The organism is Aeromonas bestiarum, from assembly GCF_028751155.1.
In the GTDB taxonomy this organism is placed as follows: Bacteria; Pseudomonadota; Gammaproteobacteria; order Enterobacterales; family Aeromonadaceae; genus Aeromonas; species Aeromonas bestiarum.
This window is the reverse complement of record NZ_CP064746.1, coordinates 522,779-537,057: the sequence shown is the minus strand read 5'-3', so window position 1 is coordinate 537,057 and position 14,279 is coordinate 522,779. Positions and strand designations below refer to the sequence as shown.

Annotated in this window: 14 protein-coding genes; 1 reads left to right on the top strand and 13 read right to left on the bottom strand. The window is 63.5% G+C overall.

All coding sequences use genetic code 11. The features are described from left to right. Positions 1–123: 123 nt before the first annotated feature. The gene (tyrS, locus tag IU367_RS02570) at positions 124–1,392 is read right to left on the bottom strand and encodes a tyrosine--tRNA ligase (protein ID WP_274453368.1); all 1,269 of its coding nucleotides are present in this window, start codon (positions 1,390–1,392) and stop codon (positions 124–126) included. 159 nt (positions 1,393–1,551) lie between these two features. Between tyrS and IU367_RS02565 the strand changes: the two genes are divergently transcribed. After that, the gene (locus IU367_RS02565) at positions 1,552–2,370 is read left to right on the top strand and encodes a helix-turn-helix transcriptional regulator (RefSeq protein ID WP_274453367.1); all 819 of its coding nucleotides are present in this window, start codon (positions 1,552–1,554) and stop codon (positions 2,368–2,370) included. Positions 2,371–2,432: 62 nt separating this feature from the next. On the opposite strand, the gene exeN is transcribed toward IU367_RS02565, so the two are convergent. The 12 genes from exeN to exeC all read right to left on the bottom strand — a co-directional run bounded on the left by exeN (position 2,433) and on the right by exeC (position 14,249). Then, positions 2,433–3,191 carry a GspN family type II secretion system protein ExeN gene (gene exeN, locus IU367_RS02560; RefSeq protein ID WP_043140799.1) on the bottom strand — a complete coding sequence of 253 codons (759 nt, stop codon included), beginning with the start codon at positions 3,189–3,191 and terminating at the stop codon, positions 2,433–2,435. 97 nt (positions 3,192–3,288) lie between these two features. Continuing rightward, on the bottom strand, positions 3,289–3,780 hold the full coding sequence (gene exeM, locus IU367_RS02555) for a GspM family type II secretion system protein ExeM (protein WP_043557439.1): 492 nt from the start codon (positions 3,778–3,780) through the stop codon (positions 3,289–3,291). After that, positions 3,777–4,961, bottom strand: a complete 1,185-nt coding sequence (gene exeL, locus IU367_RS02550; protein ID WP_274453365.1) for a GspL family type II secretion system protein ExeL — start codon at positions 4,959–4,961, stop codon at positions 3,777–3,779. Before exeL ends, exeM begins: the two co-directional genes overlap by 4 nt. 121 nt (positions 4,962–5,082) lie before the next feature. After that, on the bottom strand, positions 5,083–6,078 hold the full coding sequence (exeK, locus tag IU367_RS02545) for a GspK family T2SS minor pseudopilin variant ExeK (protein ID WP_043140787.1): 996 nt from the start codon (positions 6,076–6,078) through the stop codon (positions 5,083–5,085). Positions 6,079–6,091: 13 nt separating this feature from the next. After that, positions 6,092–6,709 (bottom strand): GspJ family T2SS minor pseudopilin variant ExeJ, encoded by a 618-nt coding sequence (exeJ, locus tag IU367_RS02540; protein ID WP_043557437.1) that lies wholly within the window; start codon positions 6,707–6,709, stop codon positions 6,092–6,094. Positions 6,710–6,891: 182 nt separating this feature from the next. Next, positions 6,892–7,251, bottom strand: coding sequence for a GspI family T2SS minor pseudopilin variant ExeI (exeI, locus tag IU367_RS02535; RefSeq protein ID WP_043140785.1), 360 nt, complete (start codon positions 7,249–7,251; stop codon positions 6,892–6,894). After that, positions 7,248–7,799, bottom strand: a complete 552-nt coding sequence (exeH, locus tag IU367_RS02530) for a GspH family T2SS minor pseudopilin variant ExeH (RefSeq protein WP_098980847.1) — start codon at positions 7,797–7,799, stop codon at positions 7,248–7,250. The genes exeI and exeH overlap by 4 nt, the downstream gene beginning before the upstream one ends. A gap of 163 nt (positions 7,800–7,962) precedes the next feature. Beyond that, complete coding sequence (exeG, locus tag IU367_RS02525) at positions 7,963–8,394, bottom strand: GspG family T2SS major pseudopilin variant ExeG (protein ID WP_042868940.1); 432 nt, start codon at positions 8,392–8,394, stop codon at positions 7,963–7,965. Between the two features lie 151 nt (positions 8,395–8,545). Beyond that, complete coding sequence (gene exeF, locus IU367_RS02520) at positions 8,546–9,766, bottom strand: GspF family T2SS innner membrane protein variant ExeF (RefSeq protein ID WP_274453364.1); 1,221 nt, start codon at positions 9,764–9,766, stop codon at positions 8,546–8,548. 71 nt (positions 9,767–9,837) lie between these two features. Beyond that, positions 9,838–11,343 carry a GspE family T2SS ATPase variant ExeE gene (gene exeE, locus IU367_RS02515; protein WP_043557433.1) on the bottom strand — a complete coding sequence of 502 codons (1,506 nt, stop codon included), beginning with the start codon at positions 11,341–11,343 and terminating at the stop codon, positions 9,838–9,840. After that, entirely contained in the window at positions 11,343–13,379 is a 2,037-nt protein-coding gene (gene exeD, locus IU367_RS02510; RefSeq protein WP_274453363.1) for a GspD family T2SS secretin variant ExeD, read from the bottom strand. The genes exeE and exeD overlap by 1 nt, the downstream gene beginning before the upstream one ends. A gap of 21 nt (positions 13,380–13,400) precedes the next feature. Beyond that, positions 13,401–14,249 carry a GspC family type II secretion system variant ExeC gene (gene exeC, locus IU367_RS02505; protein WP_274453362.1) on the bottom strand — a complete coding sequence of 283 codons (849 nt, stop codon included), beginning with the start codon at positions 14,247–14,249 and terminating at the stop codon, positions 13,401–13,403. Between the last annotated feature and the right edge of the window lie 30 nt (positions 14,250–14,279).

The window sequence follows — 14,279 nt, the reverse complement described above, 5'->3', positions numbered from 1 at the left end:
TAAGCCGCTAATCGTCTTCTCCGTGATGCCGGGCAACTGCTGCTGACAGAGCTAACCTGCTGACTGCCGCACAATGGAAAGGGCTGCCCGGGCAGCCCTTTCTCGTTGCTATGGCGCGGCAGGCTAATCTGCCCACGCCACCAGCTGGTACTGCTTCTTGCCCCGGCGCAGCAGCAGGTAGCGCTCAAACAGCCGATCCTCTGCACTCAGCTGCTCATCCTGCTTGATGGCGCCATTGAGGCTGATGGCCCCCGCCGCCAGCAGTTCGCGGGCGATGCGCTTCGAGTTCGCCAGACCGCAGCTGACCAGCAGAGTGACCAGATCCGTCTCGCCACCGACGGTGCAGCTCGGCATGCCGTCTTGCGCCAGCTGGGCGAGATCGCTCTCGCCAAGGCGTGTCACCTCGCCGCTGAACAGCAGCTCGCTGATGCGACGCGCCGCCGCCAGCGCCGCCTTGCCGTGCACCAGTTCGGTCAGCTCGTCCGCCAACACCTGCTGCGCCCGCTTGCGCCCCTGCCGCTGGGCATCTTCCGCTTCCAGTTCGGCAATCTCGGCCAGCGACATAAAGCTGTAGTAGCGCAGGAAGCGGTAGACATCTTCATCCGCGGTGCCGAGCCAGAACTGATGGAAGGCGTAGGGCGAGGTGAGCGCAGGATCCAGCCAGACCGCGCCCCCTTCTGTCTTGCCGAACTTGGTACCGTCCGCCTTGGTGATGAGCGGCAACGTCATGCCGTACACCTGGGCCTGATGCAGACGGCGGGTGAGATCCATGCCGCTGGTGATATTGCCCCACTGATCGTTGCCACCGATCTGCAGGGTGCAGCCGAGCATCTGGTGCAGCACCGCAAAATCCTGGGATTGCAGCAGGGTGTAGGAGAACTCGGTAAAGGAGATGCCCTGATCCGGGCGGGCCAGCCGCTGGCGTACCGATTCCCGCGCCAGCATGGCGTTGACCGAGAAGTGCTTGCCGATGTCGCGCAGAAAATCGAGGGCCGACATCTGCCCCATCCAGTCGCCGTTGTTGACCAGCACAGGGGCCGACAGGCCGTCGTCGGCGGGCAGCAGCGCCTTGATCTGGGACGACAGGCTGGCGACCCAGCCCTGCACGGTTTCGCTGCTGTTGAGGCTGCGCTCGGTCGCCTTGAAGCTGGGATCGCCAATAAGACCTGTGGCCCCGCCCACCAGGGCCACCGGGGTGTGGCCCGCCAACTGGAAGCGGCGCAGCATCAGGAGCGGCACCAGATGACCTATGTGCAGGCTGCCGGCGGTGGGATCGAATCCGCAGTAGAGGGTACGCGGCGTGGCGAGATGATCGGCCAGTGCCGCCGGGTCGGAATTCTGGGCCACAAGGCCGCGCTCGATCAGCTCATCGAGCAGGTGGGGGTTGATCATGGGTGCTCCAGCAGCAGGGGAAAAGTGGCCATACTCGCCGCTCTGGTGCGCTGCGGATATGTCCCCTGGGGGACAGTTTTGCCACTCTCGTGCTAGCATCCTGTCATAGTGGGGAGCGGCTCCCCACCCCCGGGAGCCCACCACCATGATTCAACGACCATGACCCAGCCATTCGCCACAGATGCTCTGACCCGCATGACCGAGGTGGTCGATGCCCTGCACGGCAGTGCCTTTCCGGCGGCGCTGGTGCGTCTGATCCAGCAGCAGGTGGCGTTCGATTGCGCCCTGCTGCTCGGGGTCGGGCAGCGCCCCGTCTACCTCTACGACAACCTGAGCCACCAGCGGGCCCTGCTGTTTGACCGCTACCTCACCAGCCACTTCAGTCAGGATCCCTTTATGCTGGCGCTGGAACAGGGTCTGGAGGCCGGGGTCTGGACCCTGGCGCAGGTCTCGCGGGGACGGCTGGATCCCGAGTATCGCCACCACTTCTATCAGGCCACCGGCTGGCAGGAAGAGGTGGGGCTTATTCTGCCGGTGCGGGACGGACTGACGCTGATGCTGTTTCTCGGCCGCCTCGACAAGCGCAGCTCCCTGAGCCAGAACGAGCTGGCGAGGCTGGAGCAGCTGTTTCCACTGGTGCATTCGCTGTGTCGCCAGCAGTGGCAGCAGAGCCAGCCGCTGCTGGCGGAAAGCCCGGCGCTGCCTGACAGTGCCAGCCTGAAGGCGGCGGTGGCGCAGGCCATCGCCAGCGTGGGCGGGGATCTGCTCACCCGCCGGGAGCAGCAGGTAGCGGGGTTGCTGCTGCAGGGGCTGGATACCGAGGCGATCGCCACCGAGCTGGGGATTGGCAGCGGCACTGTGAAGAATCACCGCAAGCATCTTTACGGCAAGCTGCGGCTCGGCTCGCGCGCCGAGCTGTTCAGCTTCTTTCTGAACCATCTCATCACGGCGCCGAGCGGCGAGACTGGAGCCCCATAACGACAGGACCCCGCCGAAGCGGGGTCCTGTTCATCCTTTTTCCAGACCGGCGGACGATGTCGTCAGATGCGGCCCTGATAGCGCAGCGGGAAGCGCCCCTGGCCGTCGGGCTGACCGAGGAAGGGCAGTCCCTGCTTCATCTGATCCGGCAGTTCCGGGCCCGGTTTGAGGGTGCCCTGGAACAGGTACTGGCGATTGGGCTGCAGCTCCAGCTTGCCCAGCACCTGCACCGCCTCCGAGCCCTGCTTGAGCTCGGCCACCAGCCGGGAGTCGATGCAGGTCAGCTTGAGTTCGGGATCCCCCAGCGGCAGCTTGCCGGCCGGAGTATCGGCATCGGCACCATACCAATGGAGGTTGCCGTAGAGGTTGTCACACCAGGGATTGCCCTGGGCAAACTGATCGACCTTGAGCTGCAGCTGGCCCGCCACCGTCAGCGGGAACGGCAGCCGCATGGGCACCCGATCCAGCACCCAGGGCGCGGGTACGTTGAGGGTGATGTCGCGACCAAAGGCGGCGCCGTTCCAGCCGACCACGCCCTGGCCGTTGAGGCCGCTGCGATCACCGAAACGCAGGGAGACCTCGGGGGCGAAGCGCAGCAGCGACCAGCCGTTGAGCTCCCAGCGCAGCTGGGTCAGCGACTCGCTGGCGTATTGCAACCGGGCGACCTGGCCGCTCCAGAGGGTGCCGCTCACCCCTTCCAGCTGCACCAGGTTGGGCGGCAGCGGCAGATGGCGCACCACCAGGGTGGCTGGCAGTTTCACCAGCAGAAAACCGAGATAGGCCACCAGGAACAGGGCGGCGATCAGTACTTTTTGCTTCATAGAAAACGACTCGATTGCAAATATCTGGCCTTGGCCAGGCCCGGCACCATACCGGGACGAGATGCCGGAAACCGGACTGCGCTAGGCACGCCTGGCGTCATTGGGGACGGCTCAACTGCAGGCGCCTGACCTTGACCAGACCCGGTGCCAGATTCTCGCGGGCCACCTCGATCACCTGCACCTGGACGCCGTGCTGATCGGCCAGGCTCGCCAGCCAGATCAGCAGATCATCGAACTGGACCGTATCGATCCACACCTGCAGCTCCTGACCCTGGGGTTGCAGACGGGCAATCTTGATCTTCTGGTTGAAGGCGGTGCGGTTCACCACCCCTTCCAGGGTACCGCTGGTGTCGATCTGACGGCCCTGACCGCCCTGCATCGCCAGCACCTCTTCCCCCTTCTCTTTCAGCCAGGCGAGCGTCTGTTGCTGGCTCAGCACCTGCCGCTCGCGCTCGGCGATGCGGTTGGCGATGGGTTGCCAGACGATCCAGTAGCAGAACCCGATCAGCAGGCAGCTGCCCCCCACGGCCACCAGCCGCTGCTCGCGGGCGCTGATGCTGCGCCACCAGCCTTGTAGTTTGTCCATCATGATGATTTACCCTTCAGCACCAGTGCCCCTTCAACCTTGCCCTCTGTGCTGCGCACCTCGCCCTGCTGCACCTCGAAGCGCTTGCCCGCCAGTTCGCGAAAGCGCTCTATCTCGGCGAAACCGGGCGCCGTCACCTGCAATCTCAGCTCGCCCCGAGCGGCGTCGAAACGCAACACCTGCGGCTTGAGGCCCGGCACCTCGGCAAAGGTCGGGGCCAGTTCGGTCAGCAGCAAGAGCACGCCATCCTGCGGGGTCTGCCCCAGCAACTTGAGGTGCTGTGCCATCTGGCTGCGTACGTTGACGATGCGGTTCTCCCCCGGGAAGATGCGGGTGTAGACCTGCCGGATCTCGGCCTTGAGGGCCTTGTCCTGCTCCGCCAGCTGATAAAGATGCATACCGCGCTGGGTCAGCGCCACCAGCAGCAAGAGCCCGGCCACCACGGCCACCTTGCGCCACTGCAGCCAGTAGCGGGAGTATTCGGTCTGCGGCCGGTAGGGGCCCTGCAACAGGTTGGCCTGGCAGTTCAGCGCCCCTTTGGCCAGCAACAGCATGGGCAGTTCGGGATCCGCCGCCAGCCAGTTGGCCGCCGGGATCGCCGGCAAGGGGGTATGGCTGTGGATGGTGACGGGGTCGGCCTCGGCCGCCAGCAACATGGCCAGCAGCGACTCGTCGGCCACTATGCCCTGACAGGGGCCCTGACGCAGCAGCCACTCCTTGCCAAGTTGCAGGGCAGACCAGCCGTCGGCAGCCGGCGGCAGGGCCAGCACGTCCGGCAACAGCTGCTGGCTCTTGAGGCCCGCCTGCTGCAGCCAGCCCAGCCAGATCTGCATCTTCTCCTTGTCGACCGCCATCAGGTCCACCTCGTGGCCCTCGTGGCCCAGCACCACCAGATGCAGCTCATCCACGTCGGATGCGATCTGCTCCTCCAGCAGGTAGGGCAAGGCGGCCGCGGCCTGGCGACTGTATTTGCCCGGCAGGCTCACCCGCCGGAAGATAAGATCGCTGCCCGGTACCAGGGTCACCACGGGGCGGCCACCGGCACGCTCCCGCAACTCGCCGAGGGCATGGGCCGAGGCCAGGATGCCGGAGGCAATGATCTCCTCCTCCTTGGCCGACCACACCAGCCACTCGACCGGTTGCTGCGCATTGGTCCCCAGACGGATGACCAGACTCTCGCTCACAAATATCTCTCCTGCCATTCCCGTCCGCATCCCTCTGGATGGGCGGGAGCGCAGCCCTCGGCTGCTGTCCAATACGGGGTCAGGGCGGGTACGGCCAGCGGCCGCCACCCACACCTGTCTGTCATTCGGCGCCGCCGTTGAGGCGGCGCAGCATCACCAGCTTGTTGTCCTTGCCACGCACGAAGACGCTCTCCAGCCTGGCCCGGGTATCACCCACCTCGGCGATCAGCCTGGCCTCGAAGTAGCTGCTCTTGACGTCCAGTACGGCATCCAGCCCGGGGATGGTGCTCAGCGGTACCGGCATCTGATCCGTCATCGCCTTCTTCTCCTTCCACCCCTTCTGGGGGCGGCTGGTCAGCACCCGCTTGGCGTCATCGAGCCCCACCTTGTCCAGATAGAGGGCCACCAGCAGCGCCGCCTGTTCCGGCTTGATGGTGTTGATGTTCACCAGCAGCTTGTCGCTCGGCAGGGCGCAGACATAAGGCGCAAGCCGGGCATACAGCCTGGCGCTCACACCGCGCACCGCCCTCAGCTCGTCCGTGCTGAGCATCCACTGGTTCGCGGTCAGATAAGGGGGCGTCAGCCCCTCGTAATAGGCATCCTCGGCGCCGTAGCTGGAGACCAGTGCCGTGTCCTTGTCGGTCCAGTCGCGGATGGCATCGGTCAGCTGCACCGCCTCGTAATCCTCGACCTCGAGCTGCTTGAGCAGGGCGCGAAACGCCTTGACCGGATAAGGCTGCTTCTCGAGGTCGTCGCCGCTGATCCCGTCTTTCAGGGGCACGCTCAGGCTGTTGAGGTTGAAGCAGGATTGCAGATCCCGCACCCGGCCGGTCAGCTTGCCGTCATCCACCGGGAAGACAGCATCCTGCCTGGCCCAGTTCTGCCCCAGGTTCACCACATTGGGGTCATCCTTGAAATCCTGAACCAGCACCTTGCTCACCAGGGCTTCCGCCGACATGGCATACCACCAGGCCTGCTTGCCGGCGGTGAGGTTGCCGGTACGGCGCAACTCCAGCTGCAGGCGACCACTCATGTTGCTGGCGATGATCACCATCACCGACAAGATGAGCAGCACCACCAGCAGGGCCATGCCCCCCTGGCGACGACAAGACGGCATGCTGCCGGTCCGCTTAGTTCGCATTTTCAGCTCGCTGGCCACCGGCCCCGATGAGGAACTGGCGGCGAAGGGTGCCGTAATCTTCCAGATCCAGCTCCACCGCCAGGCCGTAAGGCAGCACGTTGCGCTGGGTCCACTCCTCCTTCCAGGCCCCCTTGTCGTAAAAATAGAGCCGCAGCGCCGTCACCCGATCCAGCATGGGCTGGATGCGCGGCTCAGTGCCTATCACGGGATCCGGATAGAGATAGCTCAGCCGCTCCAGCTTGTGATCCTTGAGCCGCCAGCCGACCCGCTGCAAACCGGAACGTGGCAGCATGCCATCCGGGTTGAGCCAGCCACCGCGGATAAAGGCCATGCCCCAGTCATCGCTCTGCTGGCCGAAGCGGGATGCCGCCAGCAGCACCTTGTTGTTCTCGCCGTCGATACGGCCGCTGCGGGGCACCATCTGGGTGATGTCCCGCTCCATCAGGGTGAAGGCCAGCTGCAACTCGGAGAGGCGGGCCTCCTTCTTCTTGGCCACCTCGTCGCTGGTGAGCACCCCTTGCAGCACCTGATAGGCGCCCATGCTGAGGCTGGCGAAGATGGCGATGGCCACCAGCATTTCCAGCAGGGTGAAGCCGCCCTGACGCATGCAATGCCGAACTCGCGGCCTTGGTACTGGCGATGGCCGCATCGACGCCTCCAGCAGGGTGAAGCCGCTCTGACGCATACAATGCCGAACTCGTGGCCTTGGTACTGGCGATGGCCGCATCGACGCCTCCAGCAGGGTGAAGCCGCTCTGACGGGACTTCATTTGGGTGTCGTTGGCGGTTGTCATCGGCTGATATAGGTCCGGATGAAGGCCACTGGGCTCTCCGCCTTGGGCGCGGTACGCACTTCCATATCCAGCGCCTTGAAGTTGTTGTCGGCGGTGGCGACGCCGCGATAGCGCCAGTACCAGGTCTGGCCCGCCATCTGCTCGTCCCCCTCCACCCAGCTGTCACCGGGCCACTTGGCCTCCAGCTTCTGCTGCACCAGCTGATTCTCCACCACCCAGGTCGCCAGCGTCTTCTCTTCCAGATAATTGAGCGCAGAGAGGTGCTCGCTGGCGGTTTTCATCACGGCGAGACCCGCGATGGCAAACACCGCCAGTGCGACCATGACTTCCAGCAATGTCATGCCACGGGCGTTCATTCCTCTTCCTCCTCGTCCTGCAGCAGTCGCAAGCGGCCGAATTCATCCGCTTTGACCGTACGCAGGTAGCGCACATCCTCATCCTGCTGGGTCAGAGTCAGCACGAAGGGGCTGAGCTCGCCACCGGGGAAGATCAGCACCTGGGGCGTGCGCTCCTTCTCATCCCGACCCCGCTCGGTTTTCTCGTCGGACTCGGTTCGCCAGCTGAACCCTTCGAGTTCGATGGCCAGCAGCATGGTGTCGGGTAGTTGTACCTGTCCCAGGATCTTGTCGCCGGTCAGCGCCTGCCACTTGCGATCCTTGGCGGCACGCTGCATGAACTGCCAGCCGTGATCCTCGATGCGAAGCCCCACCAGCCGGCCATCCATCACCGAATACTCCTGCGCCTGTTGCAGGGTCGCCATGAAGCGGCGCGCCTGCTTGTCGAGCTCGCGATCGCCTCTGGCCCCTCCCATGCTGAGGGTGACGGCGGTGGCCACCAGCCCCATCAGCATGGCCACCAGCAATACCTCCAGCAGGGTGAAACCCGACTGGCGATGACGCCTCATTGGACCCCCCCCACCAAGGTGACGACAGCAGACTCCCGCCTCATCGGCATGGCGCCACTCAACATCACCTCCAGCAGGGGGAAATCGGCTTGGTGATGACGAGACGACGAGCCCCTCACGGCAGCCTCATCCACAGCAGCTTGATGGCAGCGCAATCAATCACTTATTGGAAATCCTTCAGATTCCAGTTGCCGATGTCGTCATCGGTACCGGCTTCGCCATCCAGCCCCATGGAGAAGATGTCGATCTTGCCAAACTGGCCCGGGCTCAGCATCTGGTACGGGTTGCCCCAGGGATCCTGCGGCAGGCGCTTGATGTAGCCGCCGTCACGGTAGCTGCGCGGCTCGGGAGCGGCGGTCGGCTTGTTGACCAGCGCGTCCAGGCCCTGCTCGGTGGTCGGGTAACGGTTGTTGTCCAGCTTGTACATGTCGAGGGCATTTTCCAGCGCCACTATATCGGAGACGGCTTTCTGCTGGTCAGCCTTCTCCTTGTTGCCCATCAGGTTGGGCACCACCAGGCTGGCCAGGATCCCGAGGATCACTATGACCACCATGACTTCCAGCAGGGTAAAACCGGATTGACGACGCTTTTGCATGACTTACTCCCTAACGAAATGAGATGGCATGAACCATCAACGATTAACTGTTAAACCGCGATCGTTCGATTACGCCTGCCGGCTAATCGAACCTGCGAGTTCGATTGGATTTGTAGGTTCGAATAGCGAAGCGTATTCGGACACCCGAACCTTACAGATTCACCATGTTGTTGAGCTCGAGGATCGGCTGCAGGATCGACATCACGATAAACAGCACGACCCCGGCCATGGAGACCACCAGCAGGGGCTCGAACACGCCGAGAGCGATGTTCACCTGGGTTTCAAATTCCCTGTCCTGGTTGTCAGCCGCCCGCTCCAGCATGCTGTCGAGCTCGCCGCTCTGCTCGCCGGAGGCGATCATGTGCAGCATCATGGGCGGGAAAATCTTGGTTTCATCCAGTGCCTTGCGCAGGCTGGTCCCCTCCCGCACCCGTTCGGTGGCCTCACCGATGCGAGTACGGGCGAAGTCATTGGAGAGCACCTCGCCGGCGATCTTCATCCCCTCCAGCAGGGGCACGGCGCTGGCGTTGAGTATGCTGAGGGTGCGGGCGAAGCGGGCGGTATTGAGACCACGGCTGACCCGGCCTATGACCGGCAGGCGCAGCACCACCTGATGCCAGTGACGGCGACGCTTCTCGTCGGTCAGCCACCAGCGCCAGACAAAACCACCGATAAACAGCAGCAGCAGGAACCAGAGGCCGTAGTGCTGCATCATCTCGCTGGTGCCGATGAGGAAACGGGTCGTCGCAGGCAGTTGCTGGCCCATGTGTTCAAACTGGGCCACCACCTTGGGCACGACTGCGGTGAGCAGGATCGAGATGACCCCGACCGCCACCAGGGTGAGGACTATGGGGTAGATCATCGCCTGCAGCAGCTTGGTGCGCATGTGCTGGCGCTGCTCCGTGTAGTCGGCGAGCCGGTTCAGCACCTTCTCCAGATGGCCCGACTTTTCACCGGCCGCCACCATGGAGCGAAACAGCTGATCGAACACGTGAGGGAAGGCCCCCAGCGAATCAGCCAGCGAGTAACCTTCTACCACCTTGCTGCGTACCGTCGCCACCAGGCTGCGCAGATGGGCCTTCTCGCACTGCTCGGCCACCGCCCGCAGCGCCTCTTCGATGGTCAGCCCTGCGCCCACCAGGGTCGCCAGCTGACGGGTGATGAGGGCCAGCTCTGAGGTGGAGGCGCCACGGCGAAACAGCACGAAGCGATTCGCTTCCCGCTTTGCCTTCTCTGTGGTCTCGTTCACCTCGAGCGGAGTCAGCCCCTGCTCACGCAGTTGCTGGCGCACCTGACGGGCCGAGTCACCCTCGGTCACCCCCTGCTTCTGGCGCCCCTTGCTGTCGAGGGCTTTGTATTCAAATGCTGACAATACTCTTGCTCCTCTGCCCTAGCACTGTGACGTCTCGTTATCCCGATTCAAATCGCTTGCCTGACCAAACATCAATCTTCCCGGGTCACCCGCAGCACCTCTTCGAGGCTGGTCTGCCCCTTGAGCACCTTGTCGATGCCGTCGCGGCGTATGCTGGGGGTATGGTCCCGGATCAGCCGCTCTATGGCCAGTTCACCGCTGGCGCTGTGGATCGCCTCGCGCACCGCCTCGTCGATCACCACCAGCTCGTGAATGCCGGTCCGGCCGCGATAGCCGGTGTGGTTGCACTGCTCGCAGCCCACCGGCCGCCACACCTGCTGATCCGGCGCCAGTTCCATGCCCATGGCCAGACGCTCCTGCTCGGTGATGGGGCGCGGGGCGCGGCAATCCGGGCAGAGGGTGCGCACCAGCCGCTGGGCCAGTACCGCCAACAGGGACGAGGAGAGCAGGAAGGGCTCTATCCCCATGTCCCGCATCCGGGTGATGGCACCTATGGCGGTGTTGGTGTGCAGGGTCGACATCACCAGGTGACCGGTCAGCGACGCCTGCACCGCTATCTGGGCGGTCTCGAGGTCGCGAATTTCCCCCACCATTACCACGTCCGGATCCTGACGCAGAATGGCGCGCAGGCCGCGGGCGAAGGTCATGTCCACCTTGGTGTTGACCTGGGTCTGACCCACACCCTCCAGGTCATATTCGATAGGGTCTTCCACCGTGAGAATGTTGCGATCCCGCGAGTTGATCTCGGAGAGCGCCGCATACAGGGTGGTGGACTTGCCCGAACCGGTCGGGCCCGTCACCAATATGATGCCGTGGGGCTTGCGAATGAGTTCGCTGATGATGTTGCGGTTGGCCAGCGTCATGCCGAGCTGCTTGAGCTCGAGGCGCACGTTGTTCTTGTCGAGCAGACGCAATACCACCCGCTCGCCGTAGCTGGACGGCATGGTCGACACCCGCACGTCCACCGCCCGGCCACCGATACGCAGCGAGATGCGGCCATCCTGGGGCACCCGCTTCTCGGCTATGTCCATCCGCGACATGACCTTGATGCGCGACACCAGCAGGGAGGCCAGCTTGCGATGAGGGCGCAGTATCTCCCGCAGCACGCCATCGATGCGGAAGCGAATGACCAGCACCCGCTCGAAGGTCTCGATATGGATGTCAGACGCCTCCTCTTTTATCGCCTCGCTCAACATGGCGTTGATGAGGCGAATGATGGGGGCGTCGTCATCGGCGTCCAGCAGATCCTCGCTTTGCGGCAGCTCCTCGGCCAGGGCGAAGAAGTCCATCTCGTTGCCGAGATCTTCCATCAGCTGACGCGCCTCGGAAGAGTCGCGCTGGTAGTGCGCCATCAGCAACTCTTCAAACTCGTCACTGCCGAGCTGCTCCACCTCGAAGGCGCAGCCCGCCACCCGCCGCACCTCCAGCAGGGTTTGCGGCGCCACCCCAGGACGACACAGCAGCAGGGGGGTCCCCTGCCGCTCGGTCAGGACGACACCGAAGTTGCGGGCAAAGGCGAACGGCAGCTCGGGCAGGGCCGCAGGCAGACTCGTGTCATCGAGCTGGTACGCTGCCATTACTTGTTACCCACGAATGGCTGAGCTCCGTCGGCCGTCGCCTGCTGGCGCGCCTTCATCAGCTCGATCTGCTTCTGTACCTCGGGCGACTGGGTCACATCCTGGCCATATTCAGGCAGCACCTGGCGTTTGGGCGAGGTGAGGTAGTTCTCCTGAGCCGCAGCCTCGATCTGCTCGGCCCGGAACATGGTGTACTTGTTGCTGGAGATGCCGGAGTAGACGTTGGCATCCCGCAATATGGTCGGCCGGATAAAGACCATCAGGTTGCGCTTGGAGGTGGTGTTGTTGGTGGCGCGGAACAGATAGCCGAGCACAGGGATGTCGCCCAGCAATGGCACCTTGGAAACCTTCTCCTGAGTCTGCTCATCCATCAGGCCACCCAGCACCACAGTCTCGCCGCTTTTCACCAGCACGGCGTTCTTGATGGTACGGGTATCGAAGGTGGGGCCCAGATCGGCAGTACCGGTCGCCTGTTTCTGCGCCACGCTGGAGACCTCCTGCTCGATATTGAGCAGCACGGAATCCCCTTCGTTGATCTGCGGCGTCACCACCAGCTTGGTGCCCACCGTCTTGCGCTCTATGGTGTTGAACACCTGATCGCTGGTGGTGGAACTCTGGGAGCCGCTCTGCACCGGTACTTCCTGACCGACGTTGAAGGAGGCTTCCTTGTTGTCCATGGTGACGATACTCGGGGTGGAGAGAATATCGCTCTTGGTGTTGGTGGAGAGCGCCGTTACCAGCGCGGCCCAGTTGCCGGTGTAGAAACCGGCCGCCATGCCGTTGAAGTCTTTCGCCAAGGCAGCCAGGCCCGTGGTAGTGCCGTTATCCTGGTAATCCTTGGCGGCGATGGCCACCGAGCCGATGGGCAGACCGGTATCGGAAAACTGGGTGCCGCCGCCGTTGGTATTGGCCCACTGCACCCCGAGGTTGAGGCCGTCGCCGTCGGCGATCTCGACTATGATCGCCTCCACCAGCACCTGGGCGCGGCGGATATCCAGCTTGGCGACCACCTGCTCCAGCTCGGCCATCACATCCGGCTGGGCCGTGATGACCAGGGCATTGGTGGTCTCGTCGGCAGAGATGGCCAGCTTGCCACCCCCTATGCTGGCGCCGCCACCCGCTGTCGTGGTGGTGCCGCCGCCCTTCTTGTCCGCTTCTATGCTGGAGCTGACGCCCTTGAGCACCTCCACCATGTCCTTGGCCTTGCCATATTTCAGGTAGAAGACCCGGGTGTTGCCCTGGCTCTGCAGATCCCGGTCGAGCTGGCGCACCATCTGTATGATGCGGGCCCGCGCCTTGGGTTCGCCACTGACCACCACAGAGTTGGTACGCTCGTCGGCCACCACCTTGGGGGCCAGCAGCAGGGAGGTGTTGCCGCCCTGACTGTTGCCATCCTTGTTGAGGTTGGTCACCAGCCGCACCATCTCGCCGGCGGAGGCATATTTCAGCTTGATGATGTCCACTTCCTGATCGCCCGCCTTGTCGACCCGGCGAACCACTTCCACCAGACGGTTGACCACGGCGGCACGGCCCGTGATGAGCAGCACGTTGGAGGGATCGTAATGGACCACGTTGCCGCCACCGGCGTTGTCATTGAGCTGTCGCAGCAGGGGCGCCAGTTCGCGCACCGAAACGTTGCGCACCGGCACTACCCGGGTCACCATCTCGTCGCCTATGCCCGGGTTGGTCTCATCCACCACCGGGATGGCCGAGGTCTTGGCGTCCTTGGAGCGCACCACCTTGAGCACACCGTTATCCATGGGCACCACGGCGAAGCCATAGACGTCGAGCACGCTCAGGAAGAACTGGTAGTACTGCTCCTCGTTGAGCAGGTCGTAACTGCGGACGTTGATCTTGCCGCGCACCGAAGGCTCTATGATGATGGTCTTGCTCAGGTTCTTGCCGACCGTGTTGATGAACTCTTCGATGTCGGCATTCTTGAAGCTGGCAGAATACTCGGTGGCCCAGGCGGAGCCCGCCATCATCAGCGCCGCCGCAACCGTGGCCAGACGCCAGCCCTTCCCTTTATTTATCATTCTTGGTGCTACTCCAAATCATTATTCTGACAAGCCGACATAAACGTCGTAGAGCTGTCCTTGCCGCTCGACGGTGACGGTCATTTCCGTGGCGCCAGCCACCTGCTGCATTGCCTGCATGGCCTGAGCATTATCCCGCAAATCCAGGCCATTGATGCTGACCGCCATGTCGTTGGCGACCAGACCGAGTTGATTGAACAGCTCTGGATTGCTGCCCGGATTGAGGCGATAGCCGACCATGCGGCCATCTACCCGCACCGGGGAAATATTGAGGTAATCGGTGATCTTGCCTGGGTTGCCCAGCAGTTCGCTGCGCACCGAGGAGAGCTTGTCATCCTGATTGCCCGGTTTGGGCAGGGGCTTGCCGTACTCTTCCCCGTCCAGCATCAGGGTCTCGTCCCGCCCGTCCCGCTCTATGATGACGCGATCGGCAAACACCTGACGGATCTTGGCCTGGGTGCCATCGATGAAATCACCGATGCCATAGGAGTTCTGCACGCCGTTGTGGGCGATGATGGCGATGGATTTGGCCGGATCTGAACTCGCCAGCACACCGTTGAGCTGGGCGTTGAGCTGAGTCTTTGGGGCATCGGCTGCGACAGCATCGGCCGCCTGGGCCTGTTGCTTCGCCTTGCCGAACAGCGACAGCCGGCTGATGCCGCCGAGATCGAGCCGGGCCGAGCCTTGGCCCTGACTGGCGACCATGGCCGGCTGCCAGGGTTGGCTGGCCTGCTGGCTGCCGAGATCCAGCAGACGCCAGGTGAGACCGGCGCACTGGTGGGCCAGCAACAGCAGCAGAAGCCAGAACAGGGGCTGGCTGAAACGGGAGAGCGGCACGGTTTTGCAACGGGCCAGAAGGGAGCTCAACAAGTCATCCCTGAACGGTAGCGTCATGTTTAT